The sequence below is a fragment of the Bacillus sp. UNC41MFS5 genome (assembly GCF_000686805.1).
Window position 1 is genome coordinate 121,304 of record NZ_KK366021.1, and the last position, 14,819, is coordinate 136,122.

At 38.1% G+C, this 14,819-nt stretch carries 20 protein-coding genes; 8 read left to right on the plus strand and 12 right to left on the minus strand.

Annotation, left to right across the window (positions count from 1 at the left end; translation table 11 throughout):
* Window positions 1-59: 59 nt before the first annotated feature.
* Window positions 60-962: a DMT family transporter gene (locus BR30_RS0131405; protein ID WP_026568505.1), complete on the plus strand. Its 903-nt coding sequence runs from the start codon at window positions 60-62 to the stop codon at window positions 960-962.
* A 145-nt stretch (window positions 963-1,107) separates the two neighbouring features.
* Window positions 1,108-2,307 carry a CynX/NimT family MFS transporter gene (locus tag BR30_RS0131410; RefSeq protein ID WP_026568506.1) on the plus strand — a complete coding sequence of 400 codons (1,200 nt, stop codon included), beginning with the start codon at window positions 1,108-1,110 and terminating at the stop codon, window positions 2,305-2,307.
* Window positions 2,308-2,370: 63 nt separating this feature from the next.
* On the opposite strand, the gene BR30_RS0131415 is transcribed toward BR30_RS0131410, so the two are convergent.
* The 6 genes from BR30_RS0131415 to BR30_RS38625 form a co-directional block, all read right to left on the minus strand.
* Window positions 2,371-3,069: a hypothetical protein gene (locus BR30_RS0131415; protein WP_026568507.1), complete on the minus strand. Its 699-nt coding sequence runs from the start codon at window positions 3,067-3,069 to the stop codon at window positions 2,371-2,373.
* Window positions 3,070-3,204: 135 nt separating this feature from the next.
* Window positions 3,205-3,405 (minus strand): Fur-regulated basic protein FbpA, encoded by a 201-nt coding sequence (gene fbpA, locus BR30_RS0131420; RefSeq protein WP_026568508.1) that lies wholly within the window; start codon window positions 3,403-3,405, stop codon window positions 3,205-3,207.
* A gap of 499 nt (window positions 3,406-3,904) precedes the next feature.
* Entirely contained in the window at window positions 3,905-4,417 is a 513-nt protein-coding gene (locus tag BR30_RS0131430; RefSeq protein ID WP_026568509.1) for a DMT family transporter, read from the minus strand.
* 34 nt (window positions 4,418-4,451) lie between these two features.
* Entirely contained in the window at window positions 4,452-5,147 is a 696-nt protein-coding gene (locus BR30_RS0131435) for a Crp/Fnr family transcriptional regulator (RefSeq protein ID WP_026568510.1), read from the minus strand.
* 39 nt (window positions 5,148-5,186) lie between these two features.
* Entirely contained in the window at window positions 5,187-5,612 is a 426-nt protein-coding gene (locus BR30_RS0131440) for a DMT family transporter (protein WP_026568511.1), read from the minus strand.
* 155 nt (window positions 5,613-5,767) lie between these two features.
* Window positions 5,768-5,896, minus strand: a complete 129-nt coding sequence (locus BR30_RS38625) for a hypothetical protein (protein ID WP_269320667.1) — start codon at window positions 5,894-5,896, stop codon at window positions 5,768-5,770.
* A gap of 159 nt (window positions 5,897-6,055) precedes the next feature.
* On the opposite strand from BR30_RS38625, the gene BR30_RS37155 reads away from it, so the two are divergent.
* On the plus strand, window positions 6,056-6,226 hold the full coding sequence (locus BR30_RS37155; RefSeq protein WP_231507877.1) for a hypothetical protein: 171 nt from the start codon (window positions 6,056-6,058) through the stop codon (window positions 6,224-6,226).
* A gap of 359 nt (window positions 6,227-6,585) precedes the next feature.
* Here the strand turns inward: BR30_RS37155 and BR30_RS0131455 are convergent, their stop codons facing one another.
* Window positions 6,586-6,900, minus strand: a complete 315-nt coding sequence (locus BR30_RS0131455) for a winged helix-turn-helix transcriptional regulator (protein ID WP_026568512.1) — start codon at window positions 6,898-6,900, stop codon at window positions 6,586-6,588.
* 199 nt (window positions 6,901-7,099) lie between these two features.
* Here BR30_RS0131455 and BR30_RS0131460 point away from each other — a divergent pair, with 199 nt between their 5' ends.
* The 3 genes from BR30_RS0131460 to BR30_RS0131470 all read left to right on the plus strand — a co-directional run bounded on the left by BR30_RS0131460 (window position 7,100) and on the right by BR30_RS0131470 (window position 10,103).
* Window positions 7,100-8,200, plus strand: coding sequence for an FAD-dependent monooxygenase (locus BR30_RS0131460; RefSeq protein ID WP_026568513.1), 1,101 nt, complete (start codon window positions 7,100-7,102; stop codon window positions 8,198-8,200).
* Window positions 8,201-8,249: 49 nt separating this feature from the next.
* On the plus strand, window positions 8,250-8,981 hold the full coding sequence (locus tag BR30_RS0131465) for a GTP cyclohydrolase II (RefSeq protein ID WP_026568514.1): 732 nt from the start codon (window positions 8,250-8,252) through the stop codon (window positions 8,979-8,981).
* A gap of 204 nt (window positions 8,982-9,185) precedes the next feature.
* Window positions 9,186-10,103 carry an EamA family transporter gene (locus BR30_RS0131470; RefSeq protein ID WP_026568515.1) on the plus strand — a complete coding sequence of 306 codons (918 nt, stop codon included), beginning with the start codon at window positions 9,186-9,188 and terminating at the stop codon, window positions 10,101-10,103.
* A gap of 28 nt (window positions 10,104-10,131) precedes the next feature.
* Here the strand turns inward: BR30_RS0131470 and BR30_RS0131475 are convergent, their stop codons facing one another.
* The 3 genes from BR30_RS0131475 to BR30_RS35005 all read right to left on the minus strand — a co-directional run bounded on the left by BR30_RS0131475 (window position 10,132) and on the right by BR30_RS35005 (window position 12,519).
* A complete protein-coding gene (locus BR30_RS0131475; protein ID WP_231507878.1) occupies window positions 10,132-10,959 on the minus strand; it encodes a DUF2935 domain-containing protein in 828 nt (275 codons plus the stop codon).
* 195 nt (window positions 10,960-11,154) lie between these two features.
* Window positions 11,155-11,532, minus strand: coding sequence for a Gp49 family protein (locus tag BR30_RS0131480; protein ID WP_026568517.1), 378 nt, complete (start codon window positions 11,530-11,532; stop codon window positions 11,155-11,157).
* Window positions 11,533-11,901: 369 nt separating this feature from the next.
* Entirely contained in the window at window positions 11,902-12,519 is a 618-nt protein-coding gene (locus BR30_RS35005) for a hypothetical protein (RefSeq protein ID WP_231507879.1), read from the minus strand.
* A gap of 290 nt (window positions 12,520-12,809) precedes the next feature.
* Here BR30_RS35005 and BR30_RS0131490 point away from each other — a divergent pair, with 290 nt between their 5' ends.
* On the plus strand, window positions 12,810-13,394 hold the full coding sequence (locus BR30_RS0131490; protein WP_155928998.1) for a hypothetical protein: 585 nt from the start codon (window positions 12,810-12,812) through the stop codon (window positions 13,392-13,394).
* Window positions 13,395-13,427: 33 nt separating this feature from the next.
* Here the strand turns inward: BR30_RS0131490 and BR30_RS0131495 are convergent, their stop codons facing one another.
* Both BR30_RS0131495 and BR30_RS37160 read right to left on the minus strand, forming a co-directional pair.
* The gene (locus BR30_RS0131495; RefSeq protein WP_026568519.1) at window positions 13,428-13,982 is read right to left on the minus strand and encodes a DUF4865 family protein; all 555 of its coding nucleotides are present in this window, start codon (window positions 13,980-13,982) and stop codon (window positions 13,428-13,430) included.
* A gap of 92 nt (window positions 13,983-14,074) precedes the next feature.
* Complete coding sequence (locus BR30_RS37160) at window positions 14,075-14,230, minus strand: hypothetical protein (RefSeq protein WP_155929000.1); 156 nt, start codon at window positions 14,228-14,230, stop codon at window positions 14,075-14,077.
* Between the two features lie 193 nt (window positions 14,231-14,423).
* Between BR30_RS37160 and BR30_RS0131505 the strand changes: the two genes are divergently transcribed.
* Window positions 14,424-14,747, plus strand: coding sequence for a hypothetical protein (locus BR30_RS0131505; RefSeq protein ID WP_026568520.1), 324 nt, complete (start codon window positions 14,424-14,426; stop codon window positions 14,745-14,747).
* Window positions 14,748-14,819: the final 72 nt, after the last annotated feature.

Genomic DNA, 14,819 nt, shown 5'->3' on the forward strand with positions numbered 1-14,819 from the left:
GCTGTAAACAGCAGTTGTGCAAACAGTAATATTCAATTTAATAAAGAGGGGGGTTCTACATGAAAGGGAAAATGAGACTTATCATGACGATGCTCATTTTTGGAAGCATCGGAGTTTTTGTAAAAAAGATTGACCTATCTTCAAGTGAAATTGCCTTCTTACGAGGGGTCATCGGAAGTCTGTTTCTGCTTATTGCTAGTTTCCTTGTCAAACATAAGCCATCTTTTCAAGCACTTAAAGAAAATGCGCTTCTGCTTCTATTATCAGGGGCAGCGATTGGCTTGAATTGGATTTTTCTGTTTGAATCCTATCGCTATACAACAATATCCAATGCCACGATTAGCTATTACTTTGCACCGATTTTTGTGATGATTTTAGCCCCATGGATTCTGAAAGAAAAATTGACGAGCGTGAAGGTTATTTGCATCGCAACGGCAATGATTGGTTTGTTTTTAATCGTTAATCCTGGTGCTGGCGGTACAAACGGATCACAGAATCATACTTTAGGAATTTTCTACGGCCTTTTAGCTGCAGCATTTTATGCAAGTGTCGTCTTAATAAATAAATTTATCAAAAATCTATCGGGCTTTGAAATTACATTGGTGCAATTAATGGCGGGAGCTCTGGTTCTGTTTCCTTATGTACTCTGGCAGGGTAATTTAAACCTGGGTGGTTTAGACTCCACTTCAATTATTTTTATCTTGATTCTCGGAATTGTACATACGGGTTTTGCTTATTTTTTATATTTTACATCTCTCCAAGAACTGAAAGGGCAAACGATCGCTGTTCTCAGCTATATCGACCCGATTTCAGCCGTCGTCATTGCTGCGATTTTCCTAAACGAAGGCATGTCACTAATTCAAATGATAGGCGGTGCCCTTGTCTTAGGCTCCACTTTTTTGAGCGAAAAGCTTGAATTAAAAATCTCCAAAAAAGGTCAGACTCCCACTACTTCACCGTAATGGAAGGCTGACCTTTTTTTATCCTATTATTCTTCTCTTCTTTAAGACTCCATTTCATTAGATGATCTTTCTAGCCCGCGTTGCGACTCACAACTTTAATTGTGTTATACTGTAGAAAGTTTGTTCTACAGTGGAGGTTTAATAAGTGGAGTTACTAAAATCAAATACCTATTCGAAATCGACTTACATCATTTGGCTCATTATTGGGATTGTACTAATAGCCTTTAATTTGCGCCCTGCTATTACATCAGTAGGACCGTTAGTTGGAATGATCCAGAAAGATGTGGGACTAGCCCATTGGAGCGCAGGCTTATTAATGAGTTTGCCTTTAATTGTTTTTGCCATCATGTCACCGATTGTCCCGAAGCTCGCTAATCGGATAACAAATGAATTGGCTTTATTAGCAGGTTTGTCCTCACTTTTAATTGGCATTTTGATTCGGTCTATTCCCATGGCGTTTTTCCTTTTCACAGGGACTTTGTTTATTGGGGTCGGGATAGCGATAGGAAATGTCTTATTACCAGCCATTGCAAAGGATAAATTCCCAGACCAATTCGGGCTGATGACAAGTGTTTATTCGACATCCATGGGATTAGTTGCCTCCTTAGCATCCGGAGTTAGTGTTCCGTTAGCAGTGGGAATGAACCTTGGATGGAAGGGTGCCTTAAACGTTTGGGGAATTCCGGCAGTAGCCGCGATCTTGGTATGGATATTCCTTTCTAAATTTAATCAAGGTAATCAAAAGGAGATTAGAAAAGTCACTCCGAGCTCGAATCATATCTGGCGCTCGCCGCTTGCTTGGCAAATCGCTATATTTATGGGATTTCAATCTTTATTATTTTATGTAACGATTTCTTGGTTACCTGAAATCTTACACAGCCATGGATTGAGTATGGAAACAGCTGGCTGGCTCTTGTCATTTAGCCAAATTGTCGGCTTACCAGCTAGTTTCTTCATCCCTATGATTGCAGGTCGTTATCGTTCCCAAATATGGATTTCTTTCGCGTTAAGCATGTGCTCTGTCATTGGTTATGGAGGATTACTGTTGGGCTCATCCTATCCCATTTTAATCGTAAGTATTAGCTTTATTGGTATTGCCTTGGGAGGAACCTTTCCACTGGCTTTAAGTTATATCGGACTGCGCTCTAAGAGTGCCGGCCAAGCAGCTGATCTATCAGGAATGGCTCAATCAACTGGTTATATCTTAGCAGCAGTAGGTCCCTTGTTTATGGGATTTTTATATGATTACACTCATATGTGGACCATTCCACTTTTTACATTAATCATCATCTCTTTCGTCGTTATGCTGTTCGGGATGATGTCAGGCCGAGACAAATATGTGTAGTAGTGAGGAACAATGCTTGGCGTTGTTCCTCTTTTTCTTTTAGCAGATCCCCAGGCTACAGTATCATTTTGTATTTTCCAATATGTTACGTATTTTATCTGTGTATATCTTAGCTAAGTCCTTCTTGGTGTATTCAAAGTTTTTCATGCTAGATTCTTTCTGAATATCCATGTTGACTAATTGTCTATCCAGTTTTTCAATGACAAAACGCTCATCTTCATCATTTTTTACTCCACCCACATCAGTCAAATCAATCTTTGTCCCGTCATTTAGTTCAATTGTGTAAAAGAAATCACCTTTTGATTGTTTAAACAGAGAAGGTCGCCCCTTACTATAAACTCCAGTTTTAATCTTAACGATATCGTTGTAGCTATACTCCCTGCCCTGTGGAGAAAAAAACGAATAATTGATAATCTTATCCTTGGTTACTACAGCGACAGCGGAAGTGATTGTATATAGTAAAACGATATTAAAAGTAATAAAAGCAGTAAGGACTGGTTTTCTATACTTTTTAAAAAGCCTCCCGTTTCTCCAGGTATCCCTCAAATCTTTATAGAACACGTAGAAAAACAAACCAATAAGATATATCTCATAAACTATAACTAAACCGGAATAGGGCCGTTTAAAAATCCAAATGATATAATCTTTCGGTACAAATACGGTTTCTTGAATAATAGATAGTAATATAAAAATCCCAATCGATATTAGGAATAGCGCAATAATTGCAAGAACTCTCAGAATGACTTCTTTAAGTAACTTCATAAAAATGCCTCCACAACTCATCCTCGTATCTATCTCAAGATTAACCACTTTTTATGATGGAAGCAAGAAAACGCGTGATGTTTAACAAAAGACTGAATAGTAAACGCACAGTGACCGTCACTGTGCGCCATAGTTTCATATTTTCTTCTTCCATTGAATGGAGCCGCTATCACTGTGAGGATGACTATTAGACTTTAATCGTTTGTATTCATTTTCTAATTCTGTTAAAGAAAACTTCGAAAGCTGTTCCTCATTTTCAAATACTTTAAAGGTAAGCAATATATTTATTAATGTTTTCCTTCTTTGTTCTACAGCATTCCGAAGGATATTCTCCATACCATCCTCTCCCTTAATAGTTTGTTTGTTTTGATAAGAGTTACTTAGCAATCCAATCATTCAAATCAAAGTCTTTTTTCGCAAATTTCCCTTCTACAAGTAACTTTTTCGTCCCATCCATTCTTTATAAATACTTTTTTTCTCAATAGAATCAGCTCCTTTAATTTGGATTAAAAAAGAGACTTCTCAAAGGTACGAGAAGTCTCTATCGGAATAGTCGACTAGTGTATGAATTTTATATACACAAAAAGGAGACACAGTAAGTTGTGTCTCCAGTTGTCTGGTAACGATTATTATTTTATTAACTAGTTTAGAGCATTTTGTTTGCTTGTTTTTAATTCCGACAATACTCATATGATTACTTAATAAGATATTAACATCCTCCCATTAATCCTGTCAACAAATTATTTGAAAATTTATAATTTTAATTGAGATGACCATCGGTGCCAAGTATCTAACAAATTAAAAAATCAATTTCCAGTACAGTTCTCAGCGCATTTTAGCTTTCTCTCTGTTGAAATTCAGACACTTTATTCCCTTTTGCAAATGGCCAAGTAAACACTTTCTGCCCCTCACCGCTGCCGGCAAATTTAAACACAACAATTCCGCCGACGATGACCAGCACTCCAATCAATTGATTGAGAGTAAATGGAACCTTATTTAGACCTAACCAGCCTAATGAGTCCCCGAGTAAGGCAATCAACAATTGTGATGTTAACGCGATTGCGATGGCATAAGTGGGTCCGAGTCTCTTCATTCCTTGAACGAGACACACAACCACTCCCACTCCAATCATTCCGCTGAACCAGTACCATGTTCTCATATTTTCTAGGTGGAATAATCCTCCTCCTTCAAAAATGAGGCCGAATGTTAGTGAAGCAAGAAATCCCATCCCTAATACTAAAGTCGTCGTTGCCCATGACCCCGCCCGTTCATTGACTTTACTGTTGAAAATATTTTGCAAAGCTACTAGCGATCCGGCTATAATTGCAAACAATAATCCTATAAACATGTATTTTCTCTCCCTATGTTGAGATTTTTCAAGGTTATTCGTAAATATTATCCCCTGCGAGGTCTTTCAATCCATTCCTGTCCTTAACTAAAATGGAACCTCGATGGCGCTCAATCAGACCTTCTTCACAAAATTGTGTGATGACTCGATTTAAATGGCGATAACTCGTGCCGATTAAATTGGCCGCATCCTTAATGCTGATACTAAGTTGATCTTTATCATGCGAATCTGTTTCATCAGAGGAAACCGACAATAGGTAACTAGCTAAACGGACTTCGACTGGATACATTATATTGAAGGTCATAGAATTGTTTTTAAGCTGAAACTTCTTCGTGATAATATCTAATAGAAATTGCAGGAATGGCGCGTGGTCACTTCCATATTTCTTCAACCAGCGATGGTGAATCCCAATCATCCAAACCGGTGATACAGCCTCCACCGTGTTAATAATATCAATGCCACGGACATACTCAATATCCCCGATCACTTCAATCGGTTTCTTAAATGAAAGAATGAGTGTTTTACCTTCTGACGAACTGGTATAGATTTTGACCTTTCCCTTTACAAGGACATATAAATACTGCGAAGTTTCTCCTTGTGAACAGATCAATTCCCCTTGGTCAAAGCTGTACAGCGACAAATGCGGAATCAATGGTTCATGAAATATCGAATCTAGTTGGTATGTTTGGATATAAGCGAGCAATTGCTCCTGATCCTTTTGTTCTCTCACTCGGTTTCACCTCTGTTTTTAACTGCAGCATGCGTGATATTAAGACCTTAGGATGACCACACCAGCAATCATCATCCCGATACCAATAAACTGTGGCAGTTTCATCTTCTGCTTTTCAAGGCCGAACCATCCGCTACTATCGATAATAAAAGTTAATGTAAGCTGCGAAATCAGGATGGCCGATATACTAAGGGTTACACCGATTTCCTGAATCGATTTGACATTACTGAAGATAATAATCGCTGCAAAGGCTCCACCCATCAGATATAATGGTTTCACTTGTTTGAAGCCTTGCCATTTAGCGTCCCGAACGAACATTAAGATGATAAAAGCCATTACAAATCCCGTAAACTGGGTAATGGTTGCTGCTTGCCATGTGCCTATATCTTGACTAATACGTGTATTAGCAATTCCTTGCAGAGTAATAAATGCCCCGCCTAAAAAAGCAAAGATAATTCCCTTCATTCTCTCTTCTCCCCTAATTTTTATTTCTGTCTATATTAAAAGGTATCACAAGCTTATTTGAATAGGACATATGTCCTCAACTATTAAAATTGTGTTATTGGTCTAGATTTACCTAATTTAAAAAGACCGCCAAATGACGATCTTTTAACTGTTCATTACTTATTTTTGCTTTTTTGGGCTTGTCTTGCTACTTTTTCAAGTCCATTCTCTCCAGAAAATTCCACCTCTGCATTTGGTGGAGTACTTTTATTTTTCTTAAATTGGTTATTCTTATTTTTAGCCATCTCTTCACCACCCTTATCATTTCCTAATTAAGGATGTCAATCAATAAGTCGTCATCCACCATTTTAGTTTGCTAACTTTTTTGAAGGCTATGCGATTTTATTCATGATTTTTCTTTGCTTCTTACGGTATAGTTCCACTTATTATTGAGACGATATGGAATGGAGGTGATTACGATTATGCAAAAAGAAGGAATGGATTTACCAAGTAAAATCAAATATAGTATTTGGAATACTAGAACCGAAGAAAATCTCGACACAATGAAAGAGGAATTCGCTGAGGCCATGGAACACTCTACTCTAGAATCAAATACAACTATTAAAAAGGATTAATAAAAGCAGCATAGGGGCTGATTTTTTATCAAGAGTGGAAATTAAATAAACAAATGGTTATTGACTACCTTGTTGCTCATTTTCATGATTTCTGGTCGTCAATAAGCCCTATTGGCTACCTTGTTGCCTCATTTTTATGATTTTCAGTCGTCAATAAGCTCTATTGGCTACCCTGTTGTCTCATTTTTATGATTTTCAGTCGTCAATAAGCTCTATTGGCTACCCTGTTGCCTCATTTTTATGATTTTCAGTCGTCAATAAATATGATTCATTTAAATATCCGACTCTTTTCATGCATTTAAAATAACTTACATCAAAAAAAATTAGGCAACCTCAGCTAAGGTTGCCCCAAAAATCATTTATTCAATGGTCAGCCAGGTTTGTGACCATTTTTCAAGTTCTTCTACGATCGGTTTTAAAGAGAGTCCCTTTTCTGTAAGAGAATACTCAATTCTGACGGGCGTTTCCGGAAACACTTCTCGTTTCACAATCCCCTGACCTTCTAAATCCTTAAGCCGCTCGGAAAGGACTCTTCCGCTGATCGCCATGGACGATTCCATGCTGCAGAAGCGTTTTGGACCTGATAGCAGTTGATAAATAACTAATCCTGTCCAACGCTGGCTTAACATCCCCATCGCTTTTTCAAATCGAGGACAAATGACTGACTCATCCATTGACCTTTCCCCCTCTTTGCCTAATGCAATTAACAACATAATTACCTTGCAAAATAAATTTATTTGACACAATCGAGTTTAAAAAATATAATTACTTACATAAAGTAACTGACTAACGAATAATTATTAACTATTAATATTCTACTTTAACCAATTATGGTTCGTCAATACATCATATAGAATAAGGTGGTTTTCAAACATGAACCTTGAGGCAGATGTTTGCATTGTAGGTGCAGGTCCCGGCGGCGCTTTACTAGGATATTTGCTTGCGAAAAAAGGAATTTCAACGATTGTACTCGAACGCCACAAAGGGATTGACAAAGAATTCCGTGGTGAACATCTCAATCAAGATGGAGAACGAGTATTAAAAAAATATGGTCTATATGACCAAGTGGAAGCTGCTGGACTGTTATTGATGGAACGAGTGGAATATTGGCAGGACGGAAAGGTAATAAAGACCATTACACCTAGTGCCGGGGAGCAGCATGTCGGTATCCATGTCCCGCAAAAGAACTTGTTAAGCGTGTTAATTCGGGCATCTGAACCTTATCAGAATTTCAAGCTGATGATGGGGACAAAAGTGACGGAATTAATCTTTAATGATATGGGTTGTGTAACTGGTTTAAAAGCAATGAATGGCGAGCAAGAAGTAACGATAAACAGCAAGATTGTTGTTGGTGCTGATGGCAGGTTCTCAACAATAAGGAATCTAGCTGAGATGCCATTTACAAAGAAAACACATGGATACGATTTGTTATGGGCGAAAATTCAAAGCCCAGCTAATTGGGAGCCTACTATTAAAAACGCAATGGTGAATGGAAATCAACTGGCTTTATTTACCCAGGCAGGCGGTTTCATCCAAATAGGATGGAATATTAAAGAAGATTCTTATCCAACATTAAAAAAGCAATCATGTGAACCTTTTATCAAACAAGTGATAGAGGCATTTCCAGAGTTAGCGGAAACCATTCGTACACAGATTCAATCATGGGACGATTTTATTTTATTAAAAGTGCAAAGCTCCCATTCTCCCACATGGGTAATGGACGGTTTGGTAATCATGGGCGATGCCGCACATACGATGAGTCCAACTGGCGCATTTGGGATTAATTGTGCCCTATTAGATGCAGATGTATTAGCTGATGTGCTGAGCGAAGCACTCGACAAACAGAACCATAGTGAGGCACAATTAAAAAGATTCGAACACGAACGCCGGAATCATACAGAAAATCTGCAACAGCAGCAACGGGAGAAAGAAAAAACCTATCGGGATAATTTTGCCGTGCATGTCCTTTCTTAACAGAAATGGGAGTCGGAATCTATGAAAATATGGATTGGGGGAATTCATAGTGGAACAAATTCAATTAAAAGCAGATACTCTCTCTTTTTTAGAAGATAAAATAAAATTAGTTAAAAAAGGTGATGAAGCGATTTACCTAGTGGGACCAATCAAGCTTCCGGTCAATTTATACGGGGAAACGGTTGAATTCAAATGGTACAGCTGGCTGAAGAGTGAACATGTAACAGAAGATTTCCAGCAAGTCATTGATCAATTAGCTTCTGGGAATTTAGCGGAATACCAACAATCAAGTGTCCTCGTTTATGGAGATTTTGAATATGGAGAGGATGCATTAATCAGAATGCATTCGATTTGTCATACGGGAGATATCTTTGGAAGCAAGCGCTGTGATTGTGGTTTTCAACTGAAACAATCGATGAAAATGATTGCCGAGCATGGAACCGGCGCGTTATTTTATTTAGCCAATCATGAAGGCCGCGGAATAGGCTTATTTAGCAAGGCAATGGCCTATATTCTACAAGAAAATGGCTACGATACTGTCGAGGCAAATGAAGGACTTGGTTTTCCAGATGATTCACGAAATTACGAGGATGCGATTGAAGTGCTTAAAGCACTACGAACCAAACCTGTCACCCTCATTACCAACAATCCGAAAAAGCTTAAAGCCTTAAAAGCAGCAGGTGCACCAGTTTCTGGGCGAACTCCTCTTTGGGGCGATATCTCCGAGTACAACGAAAAATACTTACAAACGAAAGTAAAAAAGTCTGGTCATATGGCGTAGGTTTTTAAATACTCAAAGTATTGACATTTCATGACAATTGTTTTAAAGTAACAAAGGCAAATCAAATAACAAAATTCATTTGTTTGTGGACTTTTCTAGAGATATCTCTATTTTCGCCACACAGTTCTCACCTGAGATCTGTGTGGCTTTTTTGTTGTTTGGAAACTGGAACATTGGTTCAAAAAATCAAAAAGGGGTAGAAAAATGAAAACTTGGCACTATGCATTGATTGTTTTTTTAGGAGGATGCTGTTACGGTGTATTATCGACCTTTGTTAAGCTTGCTTACTCTGCAGGGTTTACGGTAAAAGAAGTTACAGGAAGTCAATTCATACTCGGGACCTTACTCATCTGGATTGTCGCACTTTTTTCAAAGAAGAAAAAACTTACACTGCTGAGCATTGGTAAATTACTATTAGCAGGAATTCCCGTTGGATTAACGGGTGTGTTTTATTATCAATCCCTACAGACCCTTGATGCTTCACTTGCAATCATCTTTTTATTTCAATTTGTATGGATTGGCACTTTTATTGAATGGATTGTTTATAAAAAAATACCTAGTAGGGGAAAAATGGCTTCGATTGCGATTCTAATCATTGGCTCGATTCTTGCCGCTGGCATTATTACCGATGGCGGCGTAGATCTATCCTTGAAAGGAACAGTGTGGGGACTGTTTTCTGCGATATCATATACCGCTTTTATCTTTCTCAGCAGTTCTGTGGGAGAGGATACACCGCCAGTACAGAAAAGCGCGCTCATGTCCACTGGTGGATTAATCACGGTTTTATTGGTTTTTCAGCCAACAAATTTACTTCATTTACCCGTAATGATTGGAGTAGCTCCTTATGGATTGTTCCTAGGATTACTTGGCGTCGCTTTGCCACCGCTTTTATTTTCTATAGGAATGAAGCATGTCGGACCAAGCCTTGGAACCATCTTGACAGCCTCTGAGCTACCGATTGCTGTAATTCTATCCGCATTGGTCCTAACAGAAAATGTAAGTTTGTCGCAATGGCTTGGAGTTGTCCTTATTTTAGGCGGAATTGTTGCTGCGAACGTTAAATGGCCTAAGCCTCAAATGAAGTCGGCTTCATTGGAAAGTAGTTCGATGTTACAAGAATAGCAAAGGGGCCATCAGGATGGCCCCTTTTTTAGTGATAAGATGGTCTTTTTAAAGAGCATTTACTTACTGCTTCCTGTAAATTGGGAGCGTAGAAGCTTAGCTTTTTTATAAAGTAACAGGTTTCTGGAAAATGATGCTCTAAAAATCTTAATGTTGTTTTATTAAGCAATTTATTTTCTTTATATTTAGTCACCATGTTGTATACAAATTGGCTCATTTCTAGGGTTGTTTTTCCCACTTCATTAGCAAATTCAGTTTGACGGGCGAACCCTGGCTCTTTGAACCGTAAATAACCCCTCAAGTGGTGATTTTGAACGATAAATACTTGAAATTTGTTGATATACATCTCCGCTTGAGTGCTGGCCATAATTTCAATAGGATCAATGATATTCTTGAAAAGAACGGCATGCCCTAGTTGGTCCTCAAGCCATAAATCCATTAGGTCTGCTAATGGAAGAGGTACTGGCTCTTTTCCATAAACCAACAAACTTAAAAATCGCAGATATTCTTGATTTTCAGCTAACGTTCCGTTCAGGTAGGTCGGCGATAAATTTAAATTCAGCTTATTATCAATTCTAAGCGCCTGCAATTTCCCTTCAAATTCGAAATATCCTTTAGCCACCGGCCATGCCCTCTGGGAAAAATAAATCATGGTTTCGTCTGTATAATTAACCGAACGTGGTATGTTGTTTAATGCTGCAATTAGATCCCCAAATAAATTAATATATTGTTGCGCGGTGTTAACATAATCAGTTTCGCTAACAGAAAGATTGTCTCTCACAAAATACGCATGATCTTGTAAAACTTCTAACCAAAATAAATGTTCATCCCATAAAGAAATCACATTTCTTTGCAAATGCTCGCCCCCCCCCCCTCTATCCCATATATATGGGATAGAGGTCTATGAAAGAATATTTTCATAATGGAAAATTAATAGTTCATAAGCTTTGGGGATTATTTTACACCATCAGAGTTTTTTTGAAATATAGATAATCAAACGATTGATTTCGCCAACCTTTTACTACTTTTTTGCAGAAAGAGTAATACACTTTTATACTAAGAATGCACCCAACGCCACCATTGCTTTCTTCAAAGCTTGTTCATAGGCTTTATCCTTACCAACCACTGTACGAAAATCTGCAACATCTCGAACAGTGGAACGCCCTTCAATTTCATACCCATTGTTAAAAATGAGAAGACATATGGTTGATTTATCACTCATTCGATGGAACTTTTTCTCTAAGAGCATTTCTTCTAATTTTATACGTTTTTCATCCTTAATAGGGTGTGTTCGAGAATACGGGATGATGATATGGTCATACATATGGTGGTTCTTACAAGTTACAATAAGAATTTTTTCCCCCTTATGCTCCACTTGATTGATCTCTCCGCATTTTGGACAAATACTATCTATGAACATATTTACCATTCTCCGCACTCCCTTTACATTATTTATTAATAGACAAAACACAGCTTGAACCGAGGTTGTATTATTTTATATATTTTCGTTTTCTTTTAAAAATTCCTTCTAAAAAATAAAGGTACTTTAAATTTAATCAAATTTTAATTTTCAATGATTGAGTGAAATTCTAGCAAGTAGAGTAAGCTCAATCTTCACTCTAAATCATTGGCTATTTCTTAAATAATTATTGAAAATGAAAAGAAGCGTCTGAAATAATTGCAAACGCCTCTTCGGAGGTATATCTGGGTTAAAGTGATAACCTCTTATTGATATCTAAATTTTAATATTACTAAATTATTATAGATCGATGTTATAGAATACTTGGGTAAATACGTTCTAGAAGCCACCCATGCCTGGGAAACCACCCATACCCATGCCTGGGGAACCTCCCATCATACCCATACCAGGGGAACCACCCATGCCCATGCCTGGGGAACCACCCATGCTCATGCTAGGGAAACCACCCATCATACCCATGCCAGGAGAACCGCCCATACCCATGCCAGGAGAACCGCCCATACCCATGCCTGGGAAACCGCCCATGCCCATGCCTGGGGAACCGCCCATGCTCATGCCTGGGGAACCACCCATGCTCATGCCTGGGGAACCTCCCATGCCCATGCCTGGGAAACCTCCCATGCTCATGCCTGGGGAACCGCCCATGCCCATACCTGGGGAACCTCCCATGCCCATGCCTGGGAAACCTCCCATGCTCATGCCTGGGGAACCTCCCATGCCCATGCCTGGGAAACCGCCCATGCCCCCCATACCAGGGGAACCACCCATGCCCATGCCTGGAAAACCGCCCATGCCCATGCCTGGAAAACCGCCCATGCCCATACCAGGGGAACCGCCCATGCCCATGCCTGGGAAACCACCCATGCCCATACCTGGGGAACCGCCCATGCCCATGCCTGGGAAACCACCCATTATTCGTTGAGAATCTAATGTCATGTTTTCACCTACTTTCTTTTACATACTATGCTTAAAGAATATAGGTGAGCTTATTTTACCTTAAAATTAGGCAGACTAACGGGTTCCTCAGGACCTAACTATTGATAAGGGGGGGAATATCGAACGAAAAATTGCAGAGTTTTTTATATTTTATCAGGAAAAATATGTTAATATTATCCTACCTACTTAATCTATTAAAGAAAGTAAGAAGCTTCATTAATCTGAGGAGGCTATTTTTTAGGAGGAATTTAATGAAAAAAACTTTTGTTAGTGTGCTATCTATCCTTGTTTTGAGTTTTTTATTTTGTAGTGTCAGTGCAGAAGCAAAAACACGAACAGGCGGTACTAGAGGGACGAGTTCTAGCTATACCAAACCGTCTATGTCTACACCGAGGACCTCTTCACCTAAACCGAGTTCTAGCAGTACAGCAAACACTACGACGAAATCGCCATCTTATTCAGCCCTTACAACAAAATATCCAAAATCTACACGTTATTTTTCTGGTGGTGTGTTATCAAAAACGCTTGTTTTTGGAACGGCCTTATTAATGATAAACGAAGCAAACGACGATGAACCTACCTACTCGGATGAAGAAGGGAACGTTTATACGCTTGCTGATTTAGAGGAAATGGACGTACAAATACCAGAAGATGAGCCAGTAGACGAGGATTTATATTCTGAAACGGTTAGTTTTGATGAAAATCAAACGGAAGCAGAAACGGTAGTGCCGGAAGAAATAGAAACTGCATCTTCTTTCGATGATACTGAAACATACTACGAAGAAGAAAGTAACTCATTCAATTGGCTCTGGCTAATCATCCCTTTGGCCGTCGTAGTAATTGTAGGAACTTTCTTTCGGAAAACTAAAAGATAAAAGAACGCCGAATTTAGCGTTCTTTTTTTACTTTTAATATGGGAGTTCTTCTTGTGATATGTGTAGGATCGTATAAATTACTCCACTCATTTCTTTTAAGTTGCTTACATCGCTTAATAAGTAAAATACATCATACTCCCATTTATCAGGATTATAGATTACGAGATATTCTGAGTTATCAATCGTCGGAATATCTTCCTCGATTTTATCTTTTAAGTTATTTAGACTTTCTTGTGGTTGTATTTGTCTTGTGATTTGAAATAGATAGTTATTCTCATTGATTTTAGATGTTGTTGTATCAATAAGTGGAATTCCCACATTTACTCGCTGCCACCCAAAAGAATTTAGGATATTGTCATAGTATCCATTAAATAAAAACTTATTTAGCCCATCGTTCCCTTTCCAAAGATATAATGGGCAGTAACTATTTTGTAAATTGTTATGGATTCCTTTTTCTGTTACTAAATAAAGTTTAAACTTTAGATCATCAAATCCATCTGTTTTATGACCATTATTTCTTACTCTTTCTTTGATGATGTTCATATCATAATCACTTGGTAAAGTAATCTTGTATTGGGTTGCTATCATCATTTCCTCTCCCTTTTAAGCCCCGGCCGACAGGCGGCTTTGATAAAAGTGTAAAAAAGAATCCCCTGGATTTATCCATGGGGCGAAGTCAATTACGGTCCATAAATATTGTTATTTTCCGGAGGGTATTCCTCTAACTTCTCAGCAAATCTACTATCATCGGAAGGAGCGGCTCCAGATTTTTTGTCAAAATAAAAAGCTATTGCACCCAAAATAACGACAGGCGAAAAAATATATAACCAAATCATTATCATACCTCCTTATTTCACAAATGCATTAATAATATTATATTACAAATTTAACTTTTTTTTACAAATATTCGCGAAATAAAACTGCGTCCTATGTAGAAAATTTCCAAAAAGGTCAGTAAAGTTAATCAATCCTATATATAATGGTAATACTATTATTCATCAAAGTATAATATAGTAAGGAATGGTAACAATGCCACGAAAAGCTTCAGTGAATAATGAGGTGCCTGACACCGAAGAGAATGATCTATCGCAAAATGACCCCAAAAAAGAAGATGAAGTCGGTAAACTTACTTACATGTTAGGGGCTGTAATGAATTATTTGTCCGATGATGAATTAGAAGAACTCGATATCGAATACCTTTTAGATGAAACTGAGGGTCTACGGGAATGGTGGAATCGATACCGAGATAGCAACAAAAAACAACTTGAGGAAGAAATTAAAGAATCTCTAGGTGAACTGTCATTAAAAGAACTGGAAGAAATCCGTGAAAAAATCAAAGAAAAGCAAAATTGAAAACTCACTAATTCATTAAAACCGTTATACACGGTTTTTTTAATTGGACCTCCTAAATTTTAGAAATATCTT